This is a genomic window from Enterobacter sp. NFIX59 (assembly GCF_900113755.1).
GTDB lineage: Bacteria > Pseudomonadota > Gammaproteobacteria > Enterobacterales > Enterobacteriaceae > Enterobacter > Enterobacter pseudoroggenkampii.
In genome coordinates, this window is record NZ_FOQN01000002.1 from 418187 (window position 1) to 435620 (window position 17434).

At 58.8% G+C, this 17434-nt stretch carries 17 protein-coding genes; 7 read left to right on the forward strand and 10 right to left on the reverse strand.

Features of this window, described 5'->3' with window-relative positions; genetic code table 11:
• The first annotated feature begins 68 nt into the window (after positions 1-68).
• The 4 genes from qseB (at position 69) to BM007_RS10785 (ending at position 3107) form a co-directional block, all read left to right on the forward strand.
• Positions 69-728, forward strand: coding sequence for a quorum sensing response regulator transcription factor QseB (qseB, locus tag BM007_RS10770; protein ID WP_090418686.1), 660 nt, complete (start codon positions 69-71; stop codon positions 726-728).
• Positions 725-2074 carry a quorum sensing histidine kinase QseC gene (gene qseC, locus BM007_RS10775; RefSeq protein ID WP_090418689.1) on the forward strand — a complete coding sequence of 450 codons (1350 nt, stop codon included), beginning with the start codon at positions 725-727 and terminating at the stop codon, positions 2072-2074. The genes qseB and qseC overlap by 4 nt, the downstream gene beginning before the upstream one ends.
• A 105-nt stretch (positions 2075-2179) precedes the next feature.
• Positions 2180-2761 carry an NAD(P)H-dependent oxidoreductase gene (locus BM007_RS10780; protein WP_047650114.1) on the forward strand — a complete coding sequence of 194 codons (582 nt, stop codon included), beginning with the start codon at positions 2180-2182 and terminating at the stop codon, positions 2759-2761.
• 31 nt (positions 2762-2792) lie between these two features.
• Entirely contained in the window at positions 2793-3107 is a 315-nt protein-coding gene (locus BM007_RS10785; RefSeq protein ID WP_008502984.1) for a putative quinol monooxygenase, read from the forward strand.
• 96 nt (positions 3108-3203) lie between these two features.
• On the opposite strand, the gene BM007_RS10790 is transcribed toward BM007_RS10785, so the two are convergent.
• Genes BM007_RS10790 through BM007_RS10810 form a run of 5 tightly spaced genes read right to left on the reverse strand, consistent with a single transcriptional unit; the run spans position 3204 to position 7865 of the window.
• Positions 3204-4079: a MurR/RpiR family transcriptional regulator gene (locus BM007_RS10790; protein WP_090418692.1), complete on the reverse strand. Its 876-nt coding sequence runs from the start codon at positions 4077-4079 to the stop codon at positions 3204-3206.
• Positions 4076-5026 carry an iron-siderophore ABC transporter substrate-binding protein gene (locus BM007_RS10795; RefSeq protein ID WP_090418938.1) on the reverse strand — a complete coding sequence of 317 codons (951 nt, stop codon included), beginning with the start codon at positions 5024-5026 and terminating at the stop codon, positions 4076-4078. The genes BM007_RS10790 and BM007_RS10795 overlap by 4 nt, the downstream gene beginning before the upstream one ends.
• A 9-nt stretch (positions 5027-5035) precedes the next feature.
• Complete coding sequence (locus BM007_RS10800) at positions 5036-6076, reverse strand: FecCD family ABC transporter permease (RefSeq protein WP_090418696.1); 1041 nt, start codon at positions 6074-6076, stop codon at positions 5036-5038.
• On the reverse strand, positions 6073-7056 hold the full coding sequence (locus BM007_RS10805) for a FecCD family ABC transporter permease (RefSeq protein WP_090418699.1): 984 nt from the start codon (positions 7054-7056) through the stop codon (positions 6073-6075). The genes BM007_RS10800 and BM007_RS10805 overlap by 4 nt, the downstream gene beginning before the upstream one ends.
• Complete coding sequence (locus BM007_RS10810; protein WP_090418941.1) at positions 7053-7865, reverse strand: ABC transporter ATP-binding protein; 813 nt, start codon at positions 7863-7865, stop codon at positions 7053-7055. Before BM007_RS10810 ends, BM007_RS10805 begins: the two co-directional genes overlap by 4 nt.
• Before the next feature lie 382 nt (positions 7866-8247).
• Here BM007_RS10810 and BM007_RS10815 point away from each other — a divergent pair, with 382 nt between their 5' ends.
• Positions 8248-10389 carry a TonB-dependent siderophore receptor gene (locus tag BM007_RS10815; protein ID WP_090418702.1) on the forward strand — a complete coding sequence of 714 codons (2142 nt, stop codon included), beginning with the start codon at positions 8248-8250 and terminating at the stop codon, positions 10387-10389.
• Between the two features lie 83 nt (positions 10390-10472).
• Here BM007_RS10815 and parE read toward each other — a convergent pair whose 3' ends face one another.
• The 5 genes from parE to nudF are packed head-to-tail and all read right to left on the reverse strand — an operon-like array spanning position 10473 to position 14881.
• Positions 10473-12365 (reverse strand): DNA topoisomerase IV subunit B, encoded by a 1893-nt coding sequence (gene parE / locus BM007_RS10820; RefSeq protein ID WP_024906494.1) that lies wholly within the window; start codon positions 12363-12365, stop codon positions 10473-10475.
• A gap of 28 nt (positions 12366-12393) precedes the next feature.
• Entirely contained in the window at positions 12394-12975 is a 582-nt protein-coding gene (yqiA, locus tag BM007_RS10825) for an esterase YqiA (protein ID WP_008502976.1), read from the reverse strand.
• Complete coding sequence (gene cpdA, locus BM007_RS10830; RefSeq protein ID WP_090418705.1) at positions 12975-13802, reverse strand: 3',5'-cyclic-AMP phosphodiesterase; 828 nt, start codon at positions 13800-13802, stop codon at positions 12975-12977. The genes yqiA and cpdA overlap by 1 nt, the downstream gene beginning before the upstream one ends.
• Before the next feature lie 27 nt (positions 13803-13829).
• Positions 13830-14252, reverse strand: a complete 423-nt coding sequence (locus BM007_RS10835) for a DUF1249 family protein (RefSeq protein ID WP_014833293.1) — start codon at positions 14250-14252, stop codon at positions 13830-13832.
• Positions 14249-14881, reverse strand: coding sequence for an ADP-ribose diphosphatase (nudF, locus tag BM007_RS10840; RefSeq protein ID WP_024906492.1), 633 nt, complete (start codon positions 14879-14881; stop codon positions 14249-14251). Before nudF ends, BM007_RS10835 begins: the two co-directional genes overlap by 4 nt.
• A gap of 204 nt (positions 14882-15085) precedes the next feature.
• Between nudF and tolC the strand changes: the two genes are divergently transcribed.
• A complete protein-coding gene (gene tolC, locus BM007_RS10845; protein WP_024906491.1) occupies positions 15086-16573 on the forward strand; it encodes an outer membrane channel protein TolC in 1488 nt (495 codons plus the stop codon).
• A 190-nt stretch (positions 16574-16763) separates the two neighbouring features.
• The gene (locus BM007_RS10855; protein WP_024906490.1) at positions 16764-17432 is read left to right on the forward strand and encodes a DUF1190 family protein; all 669 of its coding nucleotides are present in this window, start codon (positions 16764-16766) and stop codon (positions 17430-17432) included.
• Positions 17433-17434 lie beyond the last annotated feature (2 nt).

Consider the following 17434-nt stretch of genomic DNA (forward strand, 5'->3'; position numbering starts at 1 on the left):
AAATTTATTTATTATTGCTGTACAGCAGGCGCTTACAGAGGGTTTACTGACGGCATCAAGGAGGGAACATGCGCATTTTACTGGTAGAAGACGACAGGTTAATCGGTGACGGTATCAAGGCGGGGTTAAGCAAAATGGGCTTTAGCGTGGACTGGTTTACCGACGGTAAAACCGGTCAGGCCGCGCTCGCTTCTGCGCCCTATGATGCCGTGGTGCTGGATCTGACGCTGCCGGAAATCGACGGTCTGGAGATCCTGCGCGCGTGGCGCGAAAGCGGGCGCAGCGAGCCGGTATTGATCCTGACCGCACGGGATGCGCTTAACCAGCGCGTCGAAGGATTGCGTCTTGGCGCGGATGATTATCTCTGCAAGCCGTTCGCGCTGATTGAAGTGGGTGCCCGCCTTGAGGCGCTGGTCCGCCGCAGCCACGGCCAGACGCATAGCGAGCTACGCCACGGCAAGGTCACGCTCGATCCGACCCGACTCGTCGCCACGCTGGACGGTGAGCCGCTGACGCTGAAGCCGAAAGAGTTCGCGCTGCTGGAGCTGTTAATGCGTAACGCGGGTCGGGTGCTGCCGCGAAAGCTTATCGAGGAAAAACTGTATACCTGGGACGACGACGTCTCCAGCAACGCCATCGAAGTTCACGTTCATCATCTGCGCCGCAAGCTTGGCAGCGAGTTTATCCGCACCGTGCACGGCATCGGCTATATCCTGGGTGACGCATGAAGCTGACGCAACGCCTGAGCCTGAAGCTGCGCCTGACGCTCCTTTTTTTAGCGCTTTCCCTGACGGCATGGTTTGCCGCCAGCCTGGTGGCCTGGCAGCAGACCACCCACAAGCTGGATAAGCTCTTCGATACGCAGCAGATGCTGTTTGCCAAACGGCTGCTGACGATGGATCTTGACGAGATCCGCGCCCCCGAACGGATGCGCGAGATCCCCAAAAAAGTGAAGCATGGCCGTCTCGATGACGACGCGCTGGCTTTCGCCATTTACAGCGTCGAGGGCAAAATGCTGCTGAACGACGGCGAGAACGGGCGCGATATTCCGTACCACTATCGCCGCGACGGGTTTGATAACGGGCAGCTCCAGGACGACAACGACGAATGGCGTTTCCTGTGGCTGACCTCACCCGACGGGAAGTACCGCGTGGTGGTCGGTCAGGAGTGGGAGTACCGCCAGGATATGGCGCTGGACGTGGTCAGCTCACAACTGACCCCCTGGCTGGTGGCGCTGCCCGTGATGTTGCTGCTGCTGGTTCTCCTCCTCAGTCGGGAGCTGAAGCCACTGAAAAAGCTGGCGCTGACCTTGCGATCCCGCTCGCCGGATGCCACAGATAACCTGCCGACGGAGGGCGTACCAACAGAAGTACGTCCCCTGCTCGACGCGCTGAATCACCTCTTCGCGCGTACCCAGGAAATGATGACCCGCGAGCGCCGCTTCACGTCCGATGCAGCCCACGAGCTGCGCAGCCCGCTGGCGGCCCTGAAGGTGCAAACTGACGTGGCGCAGCTCTCTCATGACGATCCGCAGGCGCGGGAAAAGGCGCTGATGCAGCTGCATGCGGGAATCGACCGCGCTTCCCGGCTGGTGGATCAGCTCCTCACGCTGTCGCGTCTGGACTCGCTGGACAACCTGGACGATGTCGAACCGATAACGCTTGCCGATCTACTGCAGTCGGCGGTGCTGGATATCTGGCATCCGGCGCAGCAGGCGGGCATTGATGTTCGCCTCAACAACCATGCCCCGCAGGTCAAGCGACAGGGACAGCCCCTGCTGCTCAGCCTGCTGGTGCGCAACCTGCTGGACAATGCCATCCGCTACAGTCCGCGCGGCAGCGTGGTGGACGTGACGCTGGACGCGCGTAGCTTTAGCGTGCGCGACAACGGTCCCGGCATTTCAACGGACGCGCTGGCGCGCATCGGCGAGCGCTTTTATCGTCCGCCGGGGCAGGATGCCACGGGCAGCGGACTGGGACTCTCTATCGTCAGGCGCATTGCCGCGCTGCACAGAATGCGCGTCTCGCTGAGCAATGCGGTGGAAGGCGGCTTTGAGGTGAAGGTCAGCTGGTAACGGATTATTGCATCTCCAGCAAAAGACTTTGCACATTTTGCTCATTTTTCCACTCCGTCCTCGCGCGTAGAATACCCGGCATACTCTCATCGTCGAGGACAAATAATGAGCAACATTCTGATTATTAACGGTGCAAAAGAATTTGCGCACTCTAAAGGCCAGCTGAATGACACCCTGACCGAGGTCGCGGACGGTTTCCTGCGCGACGCCGGGCATGATGTTAAGGTCGTGCGTGCAGACAGCAACTACGACGTGAAAGCCGAAGTGCAGAACTTCCTGTGGGCTGACGTGGTGATCTGGCAGATGCCAGGCTGGTGGATGGGCGCGCCGTGGACCGTAAAAAAATACATGGACGACGTGTTCACCGAAGGTCACGGCTCACTGTATGCCAGCGACGGTCGCACCCGCTCTGACGCGTCCAAAAAATACGGTTCAGGCGGTCTGATTCAGGGCAAAAAATATATGCTGTCACTGACCTGGAACGCGCCGCTGGAAGCCTTCACCGAGAAAGATCAGTTCTTCGAAGGCGTGGGCGTGGACGGTGCGTACCTGCCGTTCCACAAGGCGAATCAGTTCCTGGGCATGGATCCGCTGCCGACGTTTATCGTCAACGACGTAATTAAAATGCCTGATGTCCCGAGCTATATCGCAGAATATCGCAAGCATCTCGCGGAAATTTTTGCTTAACTGGTAGCCTGGAATTAAAGGAGTAGTAAACATGCTTACCGTTATCGCAGAAATCCGTACTCGTCCAGGTCAACATCACCGCCAGGCGGTGCTGGATCAGTTCGCGAAAATCATCCCGACCGTACTGAAAGAAGAAGGCTGCCACGGCTACGCGCCGATGGTGGATGCCGCCACTGATGCCAGCTTCCAGGCGACCGCGCCAGACTCGATCATCATGGTTGAGCAGTGGGAAACCGTCGCGCATCTTGAAGCGCACCTGCAGACCGCGCACATGAAAGCGTGGAGCGACGCGGTGAAGGGTGACGTGCTGGAAACCCACATCCGCATTCTGGAGCAAGGGGTTTAAGTTCGTGGAATTTGCCGGGTGGCACTGCGTTTACCCGGCCTACAAAACCTGAACCGTAGGCCCGGTAAGCGCTAGCGCCACCGGGCTTTGTTGTTTTTAGCTGCTTTTCTTCCCCGGTTTTAACCCGCGATGGAGCTCGTTGATGCGCTTCATTGACTTAATGGTGCGCTGCGGCTCGGTGGAGGCGACGGACAAAATGATCATCTCCAGACACAGCAGCACCGTGCCGTGGAGCGGGATTTTGCCCTTTTCGCCGCCGCGCGGAACGTGGATCACCACGCTGGCCTCCTTACTGAAACGCGAATCAAGGGCGTTGGTCAGCAGGATGGTGGGAATGCCCAGACGTTTTGCTTCACGCAGGGTGGTTTGCCCCTCCCGGTGCGCGGATTTCTGCGCCATCATTACCAGCACGTCGCCGCGCTGAAGCGCAATCAGCTGTTCGGCAAGCCCGATCCCGGTACGGTTGAGCGGCGTGGCGGGTAACCCCATACGGCTGAAAAGCCTGGCGGTGTACTCGGCCAGAATGCCGGATGCACCAATGCCAAATATGGCGACCTGCCTTGCCTGCGCCAGAAGAGAGACCGCCTGCGCCATCGCGTAGCGGTTGTGGGGCTCGGATAACACCTCGCAGGTGTGCTGATGCCCCTCCAGCACGAAATCAATGCTCGCGTTGACGTCGCTGGCGAGCGTGTTCACCGTGGTGGACATCTTTTCGCTGGAGGTGACCACTGGGCCAAACCACTGCTCCAGCGTCTGCTTGAGATCGCGCAGCCCGGCGAAACCCAGCGCCTGAATGGCGCGGACTACCGTGGCGTCCGAGGTTTTCAATACGGCGGCAATCTCCATGGCGGTCTGCTCCATTACCACCTCGCGGTTGTCATGAATATAGCGTGCGACCTGCAGCAGACGCGGCGTCAACTGATGCGCCCGCGAGCGGAATCGCTCACCGTAAACATCGACTCTTCGGATCACCGTGACGCCTCCGGCAGCGGACGCCCGGCAATCTGCGACTGCACCTGCGCGGCCATCAGCCCTAATGACGCGAACGAATTCGAGATCGCCTCTTCACGCGAGATCAGCACGTAGCGCCCGGTTCGGCAGGCATTCAGGAACTGACACCAGCCCGGCATGACCGCATCCATCGCCGCCAGCTCGTCCTGCGGTTTACCGCCCGTATCCCCGCGCCAGGTGGCGAAGACGAAATCGGCATCCAGCTCCGGCAGGCGCTCGGCGCTGACGTCAATCCGCCCCCCTTCCGGGATGGACTCAATCAGCGGCGGGAATTTGAATCCGGCGTCACGCAGCACGCGGCCCAGCGAGTGGTAGCTATGCATGGCGTTGATTTTCCCCTGATTAGCCTGGATCACGGACACGGTCACCTTGCTGGTATCAATTGTCGCCTTCAGCGCCTTAATCTGCTCCTGATAGCGCCGCTCCAGAACCTTGAGCCTCGCCTGCGTTCCCGTCAGCTGAGCCAGCTTGCGGTAGATCTCCGGCGCGCCGCCGTCGAGATGATCGATGCTTACCGTCGGGGCAATTTTTTCCAGCTGTTCCACCGGGGTGTTGCGCGTCGGCTCGGTGATAATCAGGTCAGGCTTTGCGGCGGCGATGGCCTCTATGTCGATATCGGCCGTGCCGATAAATTTAATATCGGAATTATCGAAGTCGACGCCGGTTAACATGCCGCTGGAGCGCAGAAAGTGGCTGCCGTCCGGCCGCGTGCGGCCATGGCTCGCCACAGGCGGCACGCCAAGCTCAATCAGCGGAATGGTGATATCCAGATCGTGTAATGAAACAATCCGCTTCGGATGAACCGGCACAACGACTTCGCGTCCCAAATCGTCGGTAAATACCTGCGTCGGCTCCGCCGCGCTCACCGCGAACCCCACCAGCAACAGCATCGAAAACAGTACGCGCATCATAGTCCCCTAAAATCTGTCCCGACGCTGCCAGAGCAGCAGCAGGAAAAACGGTCCGCCAATCAATGAAATTACAATCCCCGCCGGCAGCTGCAGCGGGAGGAATGCCAGACGTCCGACGTTATCCGCCAGCAGCACCAGCAGCGCCCCCAGCACGGCGCTTCCCGTCAGGAGCGCGGTTTGCCCACCGCGCAGCAGCAGGCGCGCCATGTGCGGGGCAATCAGCCCCACGAAGCCAATGCTGCCCACGCAGGAGACGCAGGCCGCCGTCAGCACCACCGGGGCGAGAACCCGCAGCAGCGCCAGCCGGGTTGTGCGCACGCCAAGACCTGCGGCGGCCTGATTGCCAAGCAACGCCACGTCCGCGGCCCGCGCGGTAAACAGCAGCAGCGCAAACGCGGGAGCCGTCCAGAGCGCGGCCAGCCCTACCAGCGTCCAGTTGGCCGCGTGCAGGCTTCCCGCCAGCCACAGCATCGCCGTCTGCACGTCGCGCACGTCGGCGGTGGTCATAAAGACGCCCATCGCCGCGGCAAACGCCCATGACACGCCGATACCGATCAGGATGAACCGCGGACGCGAGATATCGCGCGCCAGGGCGATGACCAGCAGCGCGGTGAGCAGCCCGCCGGCCATGCCGACCAGAGGACGCCAGGCCAGGCCCAGCGCCGGGAACTGAAAAATCAGCAGCAGTACCGCCGCGCTACAGCCCTCCTTCACGCCGATAAGCCCGGGGTCAGCCAGACCGTTGCGGGTGATGGACTGCATTGTCGCCCCTGCCATGCCGAGCATGGCGCCGCACAGTATCGCCATCAGCAGGCGCGGCAGGCGGATGTCCATCACGACGTAGCGCGTCTCGGCCGCCAGGCTTTCTGGATAAAAGAGCGCGCGCCCGATGGCAGAGGCGGGAATGGGTAGAGAACCGTGCGTCAGGCCAAAGCCCAGCAGGCTTAGCGCCGCCAGCGCGAAAAGCGACAGGTACGCCAGCGCCTTCGGACGAACCAGCGCCGACAGGTAGCCAACGCGGATCGCGCGGAGTCCGGCCCGGTTCATTTGAACATCCTCGACGCCATAAAGATGAACACGGGCGCGCCGACCAGGGCCGTCATGATGCCGGTTGCCAGCTCCCAGGGGGTAAACAGCGTGCGGGCAGCGATGTCCGCCAGCAGCAGTACCAGCGCGCCGCACAGGGCCGACAGCGGCACCATCACGCGTAAATCGACCGACACCAGACGGCGGATGAGCTGCGGCACGACCAGGCCGATAAAGCCAATCGGCCCGGCGATGGAGACGGCCGCACCGCAGAGGAGCGCGATGGCCAGCAGGGCGAGCAGGCGAGTTTTCAGCAGCGACACGCCGAGCCCCTGGGCCATTCTGTCGCCCAGCGCCAGCATGTTGAGCGAGGGCGACAGCCCGATAGCGAGAACAAAACCGGCTGCTGCCGCCCACAGGGCGCTCTGAAGCATCTGCGCATTGACCCCGGCGATATCACCCGCCAGCCAGGTGCGCAGGGCGAGCAGCGTCTGTTCATCCAGAATTAACACCGCGGCGGTAATCGACGAGGCAAACGCCGACATCGCCACGCCGCACAGGGTGACCTTCATCGGCGTGAGCCCGGTGCGACCGGACGAGGAGAACATCAGCACCAGCAGAAACAGCGCGGCGGCACCGGCGGCGGCAATCAGCGGGCGACCAAACGGCAGCGACAGCCCAAGCGCGCTGGTAATCACTACCGCCAGCGCGGCCCCGGCGTTGAGTCCCAGAATATGCGGCTCGCCGAGCGGGTTGCGGATCACGGACTGCAGCAGCACGCCCGCCACGCCGAGCGCGGCGCCCGTCACCATCGCGGCGCAGAGGCGCAGCAGTCGTAGTCTGATGATGACGTTATGGTCGAAATTGCGCGGTTCGAAATGGAAGAATGCCTCCACCACCGTTCGGGGAGGAATAAACCGCGCCCCGATGCCAAGATGCATAATCGCGCCCAGCGCCAGCAGCAATGTAAAAATCAGGAAGGCCAGAGAGGAGCGCATCATGGTTGAACAGCGCCCTGCCGAAACGGCATAAAGAACGGCTTGCCGGTCAACGGGTTTAGGGACATATGCACGTCCACATCAAACACCGCTTTGATCAGCTCCGGCGTGCAGGCATCGCCCTCATGCAATACGCCCTCAACTTTTCCCTGACGTAAAAAGACCAGCGAATCGCCGTAGTTCACGGCGAAGTTGAGATCGTGCAGCACCACCACCACCGTACGCCCGTGCTGGCGGGTCAGGGTGTGCAGCAGCTCCAGGATCTCCACCTGGTAGCGGAGATCGAGATACGTCGTCGGCTCGTCAAGCAGGATATACGGCGTTTGCTGCGCCAGCGCCATGGCGATCCAGCAGCGCTGACGCTGGCCGCCGGACAAGCTTTCCACCGGCATAGGGGCAAACTCTGCCGTGCCGGTCAGGCGCAGGGCCTCTTCCACCGCCCGCTCGTCCTCGTCGCTCCACTGGCGCATAACGTTCTGCCAGGGAAAACGCCCGCGCGAGACCAGTTCAAAAACGGTCAACCCTTCCGGCAGCAGCGGAGACTGCGGGAGAATGCCAAGCTGACGGGCGACCGCTTTGGTGGGCTGCTCATGAATGGCTTTACCGTCCAGCAGCGCGGTTCCCCCCAGCGGCTGCAGCAGCCGCGCGACAGTGCTCAACAGCGTGGATTTCCCACAGCCGTTCGCCCCTACCAGCACCGTCATTTTCTGCGAAGGGATGGCAAGGGAGATATCATCAACGATGATTTTTTTCTGATAGCCCGCAGAGAGGTTCTCCAGAACCAGACCCGGTTTGTGTGTGTTGTGAGCCACGTGAACGCCAACGTAATGAAAAACCAACAAATAAAAATAAAACTCATTCTCTTTTGAGAGTTTGACGCTGCGCCATGTAGTAGTCAAGCGAAGAAACACCCTGAATAAATCAGGGGTAACCCAGAGTAAAGATGAACGCATTAAGGTTTATAAAAACATTAATTTCAATAAGTTAATTAACATCCCTCTGCGCTTATCCGCACGCTTAAACGCTGTAGTCGATTTTTTCTTTTTTCCATTTACTACTACATTCCCGCATGGTTGAATGATTCTCAATTACATGTCCGATGCCACTTCCGGCTAACGGACAGACCGTAAAGGGCAATGACTCACACAGTTTGCCGCGAACGCATTCGCGGTATATTTCGGGATAACAGATGTAATGGCTACGTTCACACCTTCACTCTCTGGGGTAAAAGGGCGCGCGCTCTTTTCACTGCTGTTTATGGCGCCGCTGGCGCAGGCAGCAGACACCACCGCGGCTAAAGACGGCGAAACGCTTACCGTCACCGCCGATCCAAATACTGCGGCGGAAGCCACCAACGGCTATCAGCCGCTGAATACCTCCACCGCGACGTTAACCAACATGCCGATGCTGGATATCCCGCAGGTGGTGAATACCGTCAGCGATAAAGTGCTGGAGGATCAGCACGCCACCACGCTGGACGAAGCGCTCTATAACGTCAGCAACGTGGTGCAGACCAACACCCTGGGCGGCACGCAGGATGCCTTTGTGCGCCGCGGGTTTGGCGCGAACCGCGACGGGTCAATCATGACCAACGGTCTGCGCACCGTCCTGCCTCGCAGCTTTAACGCCGCCACCGAGCGCGTGGAGGTGCTGAAAGGTCCGGCCTCGACCCTGTACGGCATTCTCGATCCGGGCGGCCTGATTAACGTCGTCACCAAACGCCCGGAGAAAACCTTCGGCGGCTCGATTTCTGCCACCTCTTCCAGCTTTGGCGGCGGCACCGGACAGGTCGATGTGACCGGCCCGATCGACGGCACGCGCCTGGCGTATCGCCTCACGGGTGAGTATCAGGACGAGGATTACTGGCGTAATTTTGGCAACGAACGCAGCACCTTTATCGCCCCGTCGCTCACCTGGTTCGGCGATGATGCCACCGTGACCGTGCTCTATTCGCATCGTGACTATAAGACGCCGTTCGATCGCGGAACGATCTTCGATCTCAACACTAAAAAGGCCGTCGATGTCGATCGCAAAACCCGCTTTGACGAGCCGTTTAACATCACCGACGGCCAGTCCGACCTCGCTCAGCTCAACGCGGAATATCGCCTCAACAGCCAGTGGACCGCGAAGTTTGACTACAGCTACAGCCAGGACAAATACAGCGATAACCAGGCCCGGGTCATGGCCTACGATTCAAAAACCGGCAACCTGACCCGCCGCGTGGATGCGACCCAGGGCTCGACCCAGCGCATGCACAGCACCCGTGCGGATCTGCAGGGGAACGTGGATATCGCAGGCTTTTACAACGAGATCCTGACCGGCGTGTCGTATGAGAATTACGATCTGCTGCGCACGGACATGATGCGCTGTAAAAACGTGAAGGATTTCAATATCTATCACCCGACGTATGGCAATCTCGGCAAATGCACCACCGTGTCGGCGTCCGACAGCGACCAGACGCTCAAGCAGGAAAGCTACTCTGCGTACGCGCAGGATGCCCTGTACCTGACCGATAAGTGGATCGCCGTCGCCGGGATGCGCTATCAGTATTACACCCAGTACGCGGGCAAAGGCCGCCCGTTCAACGTCAACACCGACAGCCGCGACGAACAGTGGACGCCGAAGCTGGGGCTGGTTTACAAGCTCACGCCAGCGGTCTCGCTGTTTGCCAACTACTCGCAGACGTTTATGCCGCAGTCGTCCATTGCGAGCTACATCGGCGACCTGCCGCCGGAAACGTCGAATGCTTACGAAGTGGGCGCAAAGTTCGACCTGTTCGACGGCATTACCGCCAACATCGCGCTGTTTGACATCCACAAGCGCAACGTGCTGTATAACGAAAGCGTGGGGGGTGAAACCATCGCCAAAACGGCGGGCCGCGTGCGCTCCCAGGGCGTGGAGGTGGATCTGGCCGGATCGCTGACCGAGAACACCAATATCATCGCCAGCTATGGCTATACCGACGCTAAGGTGCTGGAAGACCCGGACTATGCGGGCAAACCGCTGCCGAACGTGCCGCGCCATACCGGCTCCCTGTTCCTGACCTACGATATTCACAATGCGTTTGCCGGGAATACCCTGACGCTGGGCGGCGGCGGGCACGGCGTAAGCCGTCGTTCCGCAACCAACGGTGCGGATTACTATCTGCCGGGCTATTTCGTGGCGGATGCGTTTGCGGCGTATAAGATGAAGCTGCAGTATCCGGTGACGCTGCAGGTGAACGTGAAGAACCTGTTTGATAAGACTTACTACACCTCATCTATCGCCACCAACAATCTGGGTAACCAGATTGGCGACCCGCGCGAAGTGCAGCTGACGGTGAAGATGGAGTTTTGACGTAAAAAAGCCCGGTGGCGCTAACGCTTACCGGGCCTACGATCCATTCCCTCTCCCTGTGGGAGAGGGTTAGGGTGAGGGCATCAGGCCTCAATATCCGCCATATCGCCTTTCTCCTGTAGCCAGTTACGTCGGTCTTCCGAACGTTTCTTGGCAAGGAGCATATCCATCATGGCGTTGGTCTGCTGTTCGTCTTCGTCGCTGATCGTCAGCTGCACCAGGCGGCGCGTGTTCGGATCCAGCGTCGTTTCGCGCAGCTGCATCGGGTTCATCTCGCCCAGCCCTTTAAAGCGCTGCACGTTAGGCTTGCCCTTCTTACGCTTCAGCTGTTCCAGCACGCCCGCTTTCTCTTCTTCCGTCAGCGCGTAGTAAACCTCTTTGCCGAGGTCGATCCGGTACAGCGGCGGCAGCGCCACGTGGACGTGACCGTTTTTCACCAGCGTGCGGAAGTGCTTCACAAACAGTGCGCACAGCAGCGTGGCGATGTGCAGACCATCGGAGTCCGCATCCGCGAGGATACAGATCTTGCCGTAGCGCAGCTGGCTCAGATCGTCGCTGTCCGGATCGATGCCGATCGCCACCGAGATATCGTGGACTTCCTGCGAGGCCAGCACTTCATCAGACGAGACCTCCCAGGTGTTCAGGATCTTACCCTTGAGGGGCATGATCGCCTGATATTCACGATCGCGCGCCTGCTTGGCCGACCCGCCCGCCGAGTCCCCTTCCACAAGGAACAGTTCGGTACGGTTGAGATCCTGCGCGGTACAGTCCGCCAGCTTGCCCGGCAGTGCAGGGCCGCTGGTCAGCTTTTTACGCACCACTTTCTTGGCGGCGCGCAGACGACGCTGGGCGCTGGAAATGGCCATTTCCGCCAGCATTTCTGCCGCCTGCACGTTCTGGTTCAGCCACAGGGTAAACGCATCTTTCACCACGCCGGAAACGAACGCCGCGCACTGGCGTGACGACAGGCGCTCTTTGGTCTGACCGGCAAACTGCGGATCCTGCATCTTCACGGAGAGCACGTAGGCACAGCGATCCCAGATATCTTCCGCCGACAGCTTCACGCCGCGCGGCAGGATGTTACGGTATTCGCAGAACTCACGCATCGCATCCAGCAGGCCCTGACGCAGGCCGTTGACGTGCGTACCGCCCAGCATGGTTGGGATCAGGTTAACGTAGCTTTCGGTCAGCAGCTCGCCGCCTTCCGGTAGCCACAGCAGCGCCCAGTCCACCGCTTCGGTGTCGCCGGTGAAATTGCCGACGAACGGTTTTTCCGGCAGCGTCGGCAGGCCGTTTACCGCTTCGCACAGATAGTCATTAAGGCCATCTTCGTAGCGCCAGGTCTGCTCGGTGTTGTTGACGTTATCCTTAAAGGTAATTTCCACGCCCGGGCACAGCACCGCTTTGGCTTTCAGCAGGTGCGTCAGGCGGGAAACGGAAAAGCGCGGACTGTCGAAGAAGCTTTCGTCAGGCCAGAAGTGAACGCTGGTGCCGGTGTTGCGTTTGCCGCACGTGCCGACAATCTGCAGATCCTGCACCTTCTCGCCGTTCTCAAACGCGATGTTGTACACCTGACCGTCGCGACGGACGTTCACTTCCACGCGTTTTGACAGGGCGTTGACGACGGAAATCCCCACGCCGTGCAGGCCGCCGGAGAACTGGTAGTTTTTGTTGGAGAACTTGCCGCCCGCATGCAGACGACAGAGGATCAGCTCAACGGCCGGGACGCCCTCTTCCGGGTGGATATCCACCGGCATGCCGCGCCCGTCGTCAATGACTTCCAGCGACTGATCGGCGTGCAGGATGACGTCAACGCGTTTGGCATGGCCCGCCAGCGCTTCGTCCACACTGTTATCAATAACTTCCTGGCCCAGATGGTTTGGGCGCGTCGTATCGGTGTACATCCCCGGGCGGCGGCGAACCGGCTCAAGCCCGGTGAGGACCTCAATGGCATCAGCGTTATAGGTTTGCGTCATGATTTAAACTAGCAATTCGCATTGATTGTCAGTGGCTGTGCAGTCCAAGAAAATCGACAATCTGGGTGAAATGATTCTCAAAGCCCGTGAAAGCATGGTTTCCGCCCTCTTCTATTGTCTGGCGGCAGGAGGCGTAATACGCCACTGCCTGGCGGTAATCCAGCACTTCATCTCCCGTCTGCTGCAGCAGCCAGATGAGATCCGGCGCCTCGAGCGGGTCGACCTGCATAACTTTGAGATCGTAAATATGGCGTGACTCTAGCACATATTGCTGGCCCGTGTAGGGGTTCTCGTTTTCGCCAAGAAAGTCCCGCAGCAGCTCAAATGGCCGAACCGCCGGATTAACCACAACGGCGGGCAGCATAAAGCATTGCGAGAGCCAGGTGGCGTAATACCCGCCCAGGGATGAACCGACCACACCGAAGGTTTCGCCGCCGTGCGCAAGCACAATGGATTCCAGCATCTCCGCGGCTTCTGCCGGGTAAGGCGGCAGCTGAGGGATAATCATCTCAACGTCGGGGTGATGCTCGCTCAGCCACTGGCGAAACTGTGTCGCTTTTGCGGAGCGTGGCGAGCTGTTGAATCCGTGCAGATAAAGGAGCGTAGACATCAATAGCCTTCTGAAGCGGTATCCGGGCGGAATTTTGCACCGGTCAAACGGCAGACTTCCGTGGTCAGCGTGCCGTCGGCATGCAGTTCCAGCCAGCGCCAGCCTGGCGCGATGGTATCCAGCGTAAAGTTGGCGCAGTGCGGCTTAAACTGAACGCAGGTCGACGGCGTCGCCAGCATGCGGCGCCCGTTCCAGTCGAGATCCTGTTCCTGGTGAATATGCCCACACAGCAGATTTTTCACCCGCGGGAACTTCGCCAGCACGCGATCCAGCGCCGCGGAGTTGCGCAGACTGTGCTGATCGAGCCAGCTGCAGCCCGCCGGCAGAGGGTGATGATGAAGCAACAGCAGCGTATGACGTTCAGGTTCAGCAACCAGTTTGGTCTCAAGCCAGTCGAGCTGAAACTCGCTTAGTTCACCGTGCGGGACGCCAAACACCTGACTGTCCAGCAGCAGGATCTGCCACTGTTCACCCGCAAAAACACATTTCGCCGGAGAAATACCCGCATCCTGAAGAGAACTGTACATGGCAGGTTGGAAGTCATGGTTTCCCGGCAGCCAGACGCAAGGCACGCTAAAGCTCGCGATGCCTTCAGCAAAATGCTGGTAGGCCGCGGAAGATTGGTCCTGCGCCAGATCGCCCGTTGCGACAATCAGATCGCATGCACGGTTTTCAGCGTGAATGGCGCTCAGTACCGCCTGATAACTCTCCCAGGTATTCACCCCCAGCAGCGTTTCATGCTTTTCGGCAAAAAGGTGGGTATCGGTGATTTGTAATATCCTGACTGGCGCCCCACCAGCAACAGTCAGGTTCAACAGGCTTTCCAAATGGTGTCCTTAGGTAGGTTTATGACGCTAACAAACCGGAATCGCCATTGCTCCATGTGCTAAACAATATCTTAGCCAGTCGGCTAAAAACTGGTTAATTTGATGCTTTTCGTCGCGTTGATGCAACTTTTTATTCGGGTAATCATACCGCGCCTTGAAGCGAAAGATCTGCTGGCTTGAACACACTTCAGCGACCATCGCGTCGTGATAGAGACGTACCGTCATCGACGGCAGGCTCCAGTAGCTAATGCTGGGTGCCGTTTGCTCAATCTCCACCAGCGTAGTGTAGCGCGTTGATTCTGTTATCGTTAATCGATACTGCGCGTTGCTCACCTGATAGCTTACCGTTTCGCCGGGTGCGTCGTTTTTCGGCAGCAGGCGGCGCAATTGTGCGAAATTGGTTTCGCACAGGCGCATCATTTCTGGGAAGTCAGGCGTATAGCGCTTCATTTTTTCCACTCGTTTCGTAATGTCTGATAATGCAGCTGTAGCCATTGCAGGGCGATGACAGATGCTGCGTTGTCGATTTTCCCCTCTTCTACCCACTGATAAGCCTGCTCCCGGCTTACCACATGAACCCGAATATCTTCGTTTTCATCAGCCAGACCGTGAATGCCTTCTGCGGTCGTGGCGTCCACTTCGCCCACCATTATGGATAAGCGTTCGCTGGTGCCTCCCGGGCTTGCCAGATAGCTCAGCACCGGTTTGGTACGGCCGACCACCAGCCCCGCCTCTTCCAGCGCCTCGCGCCGGGCGACGTCCTCGACCGACTCGCCTTCTTCGATCATCCCGGCCACCATCTCCAGCAGCCACGGGCTCTCGCTGACGTCATAAGCGGCGATGCGGATCTGCTCCACCAGCACAACTTCGTCACGCACTGGGTCAAAGGGTAGCAAGACTGCCGCATGCCCGCGCTCAAAAATTTCGCGTCTGATTTCGCCGCTCATTTCCCCGTTAAACAGGCGATGCCTGAAACGGTAAAGATCCATTGAAAAAAAACCGCTATAAAGCGTTTCTCGTGCAATAATTTCTACATCGTTTTTGGCGAAAGTCACGGGCAACTTATCTGGTTTTTGCATGAGTCGAGTCCTGGTAGCAATGGTGATGAAATTGTGAATTTCAAGGCTGTTTGGCTGCCGTTTGTAAGGCTATATGGTAGATTGGTGCAAATTACCGCCAGATGGCACGTAACGCCAACCTTTTGGTATGGAAGATTCTGTTAGAATCGGCAATTATTTTTTAATTAGATCAGCGCTAATACTGCTTCACAACAAGGAATGCAAATGAAGAAATTGCTCCCCATCCTTATCGGCCTGAGCCTGACGGGCTTCAGTGCAATGAGCCAGGCGGAAAACCTGTTACAGGTCTACCAGCAGGCACGTCTGGGCAACCCTGATTTACGTAAATCAGCGGCCGATCGTGATGCTGCGTTTGAAAAGATTAACGAAGCGCGTAGCCCCTTGCTGCCACAGTTAGGGTTAGGTGCAGATTATACCTACAGCAACGGTTTCCGCGACGCTAACGGCGTAAACTCCAATGCTACCAGCGCCTCACTGCAATTGACACAGACGCTGTTTGATATGTCCAAATGGCGTGCCCTGACCCTGCAGGAAAAGAGCGCAGGCATCCAGGATGTGACCTATCAGACCGACCAGCAGACGCTGATCCTGAACACGGCCACGGCGTACTTCAACGTGCTGAGCGCGATTGACGCACTCTCCTACACCGAAGCGCAGAAACAGGCGATTTACCGCCAGTTAGATCAAACTACCCAGCGCTTCAATGTGGGTCTGGTGGCGATCACCGACGTGCAGAACGCCCGTTCACAGTACGACACCGTGCTGGCCAACGAAGTGACCGCGCGTAACAACCTCGATAACGCGCTGGAATCCCTGCGTCAGGTCACCGGGAATTATTATCCTGAGCTGGCGTCTCTGAACGTCGACAGCTTTAAAACGGATAAACCACAGGCCGTTAACGCCCTGCTGAAAGAGGCGGAAAACCGCAACCTGACGTTGCTGCAGGCGCGTCTGAGCCAGGACCTGGCCCGCGAGCAAATTCGTCAGGCGCAGGACGGTCATCTGCCAACCCTGAGCCTGAGCGCCTCTACCGGCATCTCTGACACCACCTACAGTGGCTCTAAAACGAATGGTGCCAATTCGCAGGGTTATAATGACAGCAATATGGGCCAGAACAAGGTGGGTCTGAGCTTCTCCCTGCCGCTGTACCAGGGCGGTCAGGTCAACTCCCAGGTGAAACAGGCGCAGTACAACTTTGTTGGCGCGAGCGAGCAGCTGGAAAGCGCCCACCGTAACGTGGTGCAGACCGTGCGTTCCTCCTTCAACAACGTGAACGCCTCGATCAGCAGCATCAACGCCTATAAACAGGCCGTTGTGTCTGCACAGAGCTCCCTGGACGCGATGGAAGCGGGTTACTCGGTCGGTACACGTACTATCGTTGACGTGCTCGACGCGACCACTACGCTGTACAACGCGAAGCAGCAGCTCTCCAGCGCGCGTTATCAGTACCTGATTAACCAGCTGAACATTAAGCAGGCTCTGGGTACGCTGAACGAGCAAGACCTGCAGATGCTGAACAGCGCACTGGGCAAACCGGTCTCCACCTCTCCGGAGAGCGTTGCACCTGAGAATCCTGACCAGGTTGCCGCGGTTGATAACTTCAACGCTAACAGCAACACCCCTGCTGCACAGCCCGCTGCCGCACGCACCACAGCGCCTGCCAGCAAGGGCAATAATCCGTTCCGTAACTAAGAGTGCCATCAGGCCTGCTGCGGCCTGATGCCCTCACCCCGCCCCTCTCCCACAGGGAGAGGGCGCATCTGAATCACATCCGAACGTAAGCCAACGTAAAGATCCCCCTGATTCCGCCCCTCTTCGCTTCATTTTCAACCACTCATCCTCTATCCTGAGCGTTATTACCACTGGGTCCTGGAAGACAAAGATGAAACGGACAAAATCTATAAATCACGCTTCGTTCCGCAAGAGCTGGAACGCGCGTCACCTCACCCCTGTTGCGCTGGCGGTCACGGCTGTCTTTATGCTGGCAGGCTGTGAGAAAAATGACGAAACGGTTTCGCTGTATCAAAACGCAGACGACTGCTCTGCCGCAACCGGCAAAGCCGCCGAGTGTAAAACGGCTTATACGAGCGCGCTGAAAGAAGCAGAACGTACCGCGCCGAAATATGCCTCACGCGAAGACTGCGTGGCGGAATTCGGTGAAGGTCAGTGCCAGCAGGCACCGGCCCAGGCCAGCACCGCACCTGAAAATCAGGCGCAGGCGCAGTCCAGCGGCAGCTTCTGGATGCCGCTGATGGCAGGCTACATGATGGGTCGCCTGATGGGCGGCGGTGCAGGCTACCAGCAGCAGCCGCTGTTTAGCTCGAAAAACCCGGCCAGCCCGGCTTACGGTCAATATACCGATGCCAGCGGTAAAGGCTACGGCGCAGCGACGCCTGGCCGCACCGTGACGGTACCGAAAACGGCAATGGCGCCGAAGCCTGCGACGACCAGCACCATCACCCGCGGCGGGTTTGGTGAATCGGTGGCGAAGCAGACCAGCATGCAGCGCAGCGCGACAGGCACCTCCTCTACTCGCTCAATGGGCGGCTGATC

Excerpts from the sequence above, each read along its gene's own strand:
- BM007_RS10780 (WP_047650114.1), top strand. The coding sequence starts at position 2,180 with ATGAGCAACATTCTGATTATTAACGGTGCAAAAGAATTTGCGCACTCT.
- BM007_RS10800 (WP_090418696.1), bottom strand. The coding sequence starts at position 6,076 with ATGAACCGGGCCGGACTCCGCGCGATCCGCGTTGGCTACCTGTCGGCG.
- BM007_RS10795 (WP_090418938.1), bottom strand. The coding sequence starts at position 5,026 with ATGCGCGTACTGTTTTCGATGCTGTTGCTGGTGGGGTTCGCGGTGAGC.
- BM007_RS10855 (WP_024906490.1), top strand. The coding sequence starts at position 16,764 with ATGAAACGGACAAAATCTATAAATCACGCTTCGTTCCGCAAGAGCTGG.
- qseC (WP_090418689.1), top strand. The coding sequence starts at position 725 with ATGAAGCTGACGCAACGCCTGAGCCTGAAGCTGCGCCTGACGCTCCTT.
- nudF (WP_024906492.1), bottom strand. The coding sequence starts at position 14,881 with ATGCAAAAACCAGATAAGTTGCCCGTGACTTTCGCCAAAAACGATGTA.
- qseB (WP_090418686.1), top strand. The coding sequence starts at position 69 with ATGCGCATTTTACTGGTAGAAGACGACAGGTTAATCGGTGACGGTATC.
- parE (WP_024906494.1), bottom strand. The coding sequence starts at position 12,365 with ATGACGCAAACCTATAACGCTGATGCCATTGAGGTCCTCACCGGGCTT.
- tolC (WP_024906491.1), top strand. The coding sequence starts at position 15,086 with ATGAAGAAATTGCTCCCCATCCTTATCGGCCTGAGCCTGACGGGCTTC.
- BM007_RS10805 (WP_090418699.1), bottom strand. The coding sequence starts at position 7,056 with ATGATGCGCTCCTCTCTGGCCTTCCTGATTTTTACATTGCTGCTGGCG.
- BM007_RS10815 (WP_090418702.1), top strand. The coding sequence starts at position 8,248 with ATGGCTACGTTCACACCTTCACTCTCTGGGGTAAAAGGGCGCGCGCTC.
- BM007_RS10785 (WP_008502984.1), top strand. The coding sequence starts at position 2,793 with ATGCTTACCGTTATCGCAGAAATCCGTACTCGTCCAGGTCAACATCAC.
- yqiA (WP_008502976.1), bottom strand. The coding sequence starts at position 12,975 with ATGTCTACGCTCCTTTATCTGCACGGATTCAACAGCTCGCCACGCTCC.
- BM007_RS10835 (WP_014833293.1), bottom strand. The coding sequence starts at position 14,252 with ATGAAGCGCTATACGCCTGACTTCCCAGAAATGATGCGCCTGTGCGAA.